This window comes from Burkholderia sp. E168m23 (assembly GCF_016586125.1).
Classification (GTDB): domain Bacteria; phylum Pseudomonadota; class Gammaproteobacteria; order Burkholderiales; family Burkholderiaceae; genus Burkholderia; species Burkholderia orbicola.
Window position 1 is genome coordinate 1 of the sequence record NZ_BCPP01000714.1, and the last position, 3,785, is coordinate 3,785.

Annotated in this window: 4 protein-coding genes; all 4 read left to right on the forward strand. The window is 63.5% G+C overall.

Translation table 11 applies throughout. From position 1 onward, the window contains the following. The first annotated feature begins 105 nt into the window (after window positions 1-105). Window positions 106-342 (forward strand): glutaredoxin family protein, encoded by a 237-nt coding sequence (locus JMF90_RS28085; protein ID WP_006476497.1) that lies wholly within the window; start codon window positions 106-108, stop codon window positions 340-342. A 197-nt stretch (window positions 343-539) separates the two neighbouring features. Beyond that, window positions 540-2,333 carry a translation elongation factor 4 gene (gene lepA / locus JMF90_RS28090; RefSeq protein WP_011544942.1) on the forward strand — a complete coding sequence of 598 codons (1,794 nt, stop codon included), beginning with the start codon at window positions 540-542 and terminating at the stop codon, window positions 2,331-2,333. A 16-nt stretch (window positions 2,334-2,349) separates the two neighbouring features. Next, window positions 2,350-3,243: a signal peptidase I gene (lepB, locus tag JMF90_RS28095; RefSeq protein WP_011544943.1), complete on the forward strand. Its 894-nt coding sequence runs from the start codon at window positions 2,350-2,352 to the stop codon at window positions 3,241-3,243. Between the two features lie 154 nt (window positions 3,244-3,397). Then, the coding region (locus tag JMF90_RS28100; RefSeq protein ID WP_305790761.1) for a ribonuclease III family protein at window positions 3,398-3,785 on the forward strand (388 nt) is incomplete at its 3' end.

Consider the following 3,785-nt stretch of genomic DNA (forward strand, 5'->3'; position numbering starts at 1 on the left):
ACGTGACCGCGCAGCTCGATCCGCAGAAGGCGGTCGCGGTGCTCGTGCGGCGTGGCGACAACACGCAGTTCGTGCCCGTGCGGCCGCGCCAGAAGTAACGCGCCGATGTTCACGCTCTACGGCCGCGGCTGGTGCCACCTGTGCGACGACATGCGCGACGCACTGGCGCCGGTGGCGGCCGAATTCGGCGTCGCGGTCGACTATATCGACATCGACACCGATGCGGCGCTCGTCGCGCGTTACGACGAGGACGTACCCGTGCTGCTGCTGGACGGCGCGGAAGTGTGCCGCCACCGGTTCGACGATGCGCGGGTGCGCGACGCGCTGGCGGCCCGGCGCTGAACCTCGCCTGCCGTCGGCCGGCGCCGCTTCGCACGGGGCTCGATCCGGCGGGCGCCCCGCCGGGCTCCTGCGGGGCGGGCGTCCGAAATCCCGCCCGGCGTAAGCCTTTTCGGCTAAAATAAGCCGTTTTTTCACCGACTTACACAAGGCGTGCTCCGCAGTCGTCGAGCGCGCCTTTTTCGCTTGATCGGCACTGAATGGATCATATTCGCAATTTCTCGATCATCGCGCACATCGACCATGGCAAGTCGACACTCGCGGATCGCATCATCCAGGTATGCGGCGGCCTCGCCGACCGTGAAATGGAAGCGCAGGTGCTCGACTCGATGGACATCGAGCGCGAGCGCGGCATCACGATCAAGGCGCAGACTGCCGCGTTGTCCTATCGCGCACGCGACGGCAAGGTCTACAACCTGAACCTGATCGACACGCCGGGGCACGTCGACTTCTCGTACGAGGTCAGCCGTTCGCTGTCCGCGTGCGAAGGCGCGCTGCTGGTGGTCGACGCGAGCCAGGGCGTCGAGGCGCAGACGGTCGCGAACTGCTACACGGCGATCGAGCTCGGCGTCGAGGTCGTGCCGGTGCTGAACAAGATCGACCTGCCGGCCGCGAACCCCGAGAACGCGATCGAGGAGATCGAGGACGTGATCGGCATCGATGCGACCGACGCAACGCGCTGCAGCGCGAAGACGGGCCTCGGCGTGGAAGACGTGCTCGAGTCGCTGATCGCGAAGGTGCCGCCGCCGAAGGGCGATCCGGCCGCGCCGCTGCAGGCGCTGATCATCGATTCGTGGTTCGACAACTACGTCGGCGTCGTGATGCTCGTGCGCATCGTCAACGGCACGCTGCGCCCGAAGGACAAGATCAAGATGATGGCGACCGGCGCGCAGTATCCGGTCGAGCACGTCGGCGTGTTCACGCCGAAGTCGCGCAATCTCGACTCGCTGTCGGCCGGGCAGGTGGGCTTCATCATCGCCGGCATCAAGGAGCTGACGGCCGCGAAGGTCGGCGATACCGTCACGCACGCGGCCAAGGCCGCCGCCGAGCCGCTGCCGGGCTTCAAGGAAGTGAAGCCGCAGGTGTTCGCGGGGCTGTATCCGGTCGAGGCCAACCAGTACGACGCGCTGCGCGAATCGCTCGAGAAGCTGAAGCTGAACGACGCATCGCTGCAGTACGAGCCGGAAGTGTCGCAGGCGCTCGGCTTCGGTTTCCGCTGCGGCTTTCTCGGGCTGCTGCACATGGAAATCGTGCAGGAGCGGCTCGAGCGCGAATTCGATATGGATCTCATCACGACCGCGCCGACGGTCGTCTACGAGGTCGTGCAGAGCGACGGCTCGACGATCATGGTCGAGAACCCGGCGAAGATGCCGGAGCCCGGCCGCATTGCCGAAGTCCGCGAGCCGATCGTCACCGTGAATCTCTACATGCCGCAGGATTACGTCGGCTCGGTGATCACGCTGTGCGAGCAGAAGCGCGGCTCGCAGATCAACATGCAGTATCACGGCCGCCAGGTGCAGCTCACGTACGAGATCCCGATGGCGGAAATCGTGCTCGACTTCTTCGATCGCCTGAAGTCGGTGTCGCGCGGCTATGCGTCGATGGACTACGAGTTCAAGGAATATCGTTCGTCGGACGTCGTGAAGGTCGACATGCTGATCAACGGCGACAAGGTCGACGCGTTGTCGATCATCGTGCACCGGTCGCAATCGCAATACCGCGGCCGCGAAGTCGCCGCGAAGATGCGCGAGATCATTCCGCGCCAGATGTACGACGTGGCGATCCAGGCCGCGATCGGCGCGCACATCGTCGCGCGCGAGAACATCAAGGCGCTGCGCAAGAACGTGCTCGCGAAGTGCTACGGCGGCGACATCACGCGGAAGAAGAAACTGCTCGAGAAGCAGAAAGAAGGTAAGAAACGGATGAAGCAGGTGGGTTCGGTCGAGATCCCGCAGGAGGCGTTCCTCGCGATCTTGCGCGTCGAAGACAAATAACAGGACTGATCCTTTTATGAATTTTGCGCTGATTCTTTTTGTGCTCGTCGTCGTGACGGGCGTAGCGTGGGTGTTGGACAAACTGGTGTTCCTGCCGCGGCGTCGCAAGGCGGCCGACTCGGCAATCGAGGAGTTCGATCGCCAGCAGTCGCGCATCGACAAGCGTTTCGCGGACGAAAACGCGGTGCAGACGCGTTCGAAGCTGCGTGACGAAAAGCTGCGCCAGCCGTGGTGGCTCGAGTACACGGCAAGCTTCTTCCCGGTGATCCTGGCCGTGTTCGTCGTGCGTTCGTTCGTCGTCGAGCCGTTCAAGATCCCGTCGGGCTCGATGGTGCCGACGCTGCTCGTCGGCGACTTCATCCTCGTCAACAAGTTCGAGTACGGGTTGCGCCTGCCGGTCACCAACACGAAGATCACGCAGGGCAGCCCGCTGTCGCGCGGTGACGTCGTCGTGTTCCGCTATCCGAAGGACGAGTCGGTCGACTACATCAAGCGCGTGATCGGCCTGCCGGGCGATACCGTCGCGTACCAGGACAAGCAGCTCACGATCAACGGCCAGCCGGTGCCCGAAACGCCGCTGCCCGATTTCTTCGATGACGAGCGCCAGAATTACGCGAAGCAGTTCGAGGAAACGATCGGCAACAAGAAGAACGCGATCCTCAACAACCCGGCCGTGCCGCCGTTCGTGATGGGCGCATACGACTATCCGTATCGCGACAACTGCACGTACAACAGCCGCGGCGTGATCTGCAAGGTGCCGCCCGGTCACTACTTCATGATGGGCGACAACCGCGACAACAGCGCGGACAGCCGCTACTGGGGTTTCGTGCCCGACCAGAACATCGTCGGCCGCGCGTTCTTCATCTGGATGAACTTCAGCGACCTGAAGCGCATCGGCTCCTTCAACTGACCGCATTCGATTCACACGCAATACGCGACGCACGGGCCGCGCCGCGTATTGCCGAACTACTTTAAGAACCAGCGGTAACACCGCCTCGTCACGCCTTTTCGTGTCCGGCCGTGCCGTTTCGGCCCGACCGGGCGCCCGCGTTATACTCCTGCACATGCCCTCATCCCAGTTGGAAAGCCGGCTGCGCTACGAATTTCGCAATGCGGAATTGTTGCGCCAGGCTTTGACCCATCGCAGTCACAGTGCCACGCACAATGAACGGCTCGAGTTTCTCGGCGATTCCGTTCTGAATTGCGCGGTGGCCGCCCTTTTGTTCCAGCGTTTCGGCAAGCTGGACGAAGGTGACCTGTCGCGCGTACGCGCCAATCTCGTCAAGCAGCAGTCGCTGTACGAAATTGCTCAGGCCCTGAATATCTCGGACGGCCTGCGGCTGGGCGAGGGCGAACTGCGCAGCGGCGGGTTCCGTCGCCCGTCGATCCTCGCGGACGCGTTCGAAGCCATCATCGGGGCCGTGTTCCTCGATGGGGGCTTCGAAGCCGCCC

Coding starts and splice junctions, on each gene's coding strand:
- lepA (WP_011544942.1), top strand. CDS start 540: ATGGATCATATTCGCAATTTCTCGATCATCGCGCACATCGACCATGGC.
- JMF90_RS28085 (WP_006476497.1), top strand. CDS start 106: ATGTTCACGCTCTACGGCCGCGGCTGGTGCCACCTGTGCGACGACATG.
- lepB (WP_011544943.1), top strand. CDS start 2,350: ATGAATTTTGCGCTGATTCTTTTTGTGCTCGTCGTCGTGACGGGCGTA.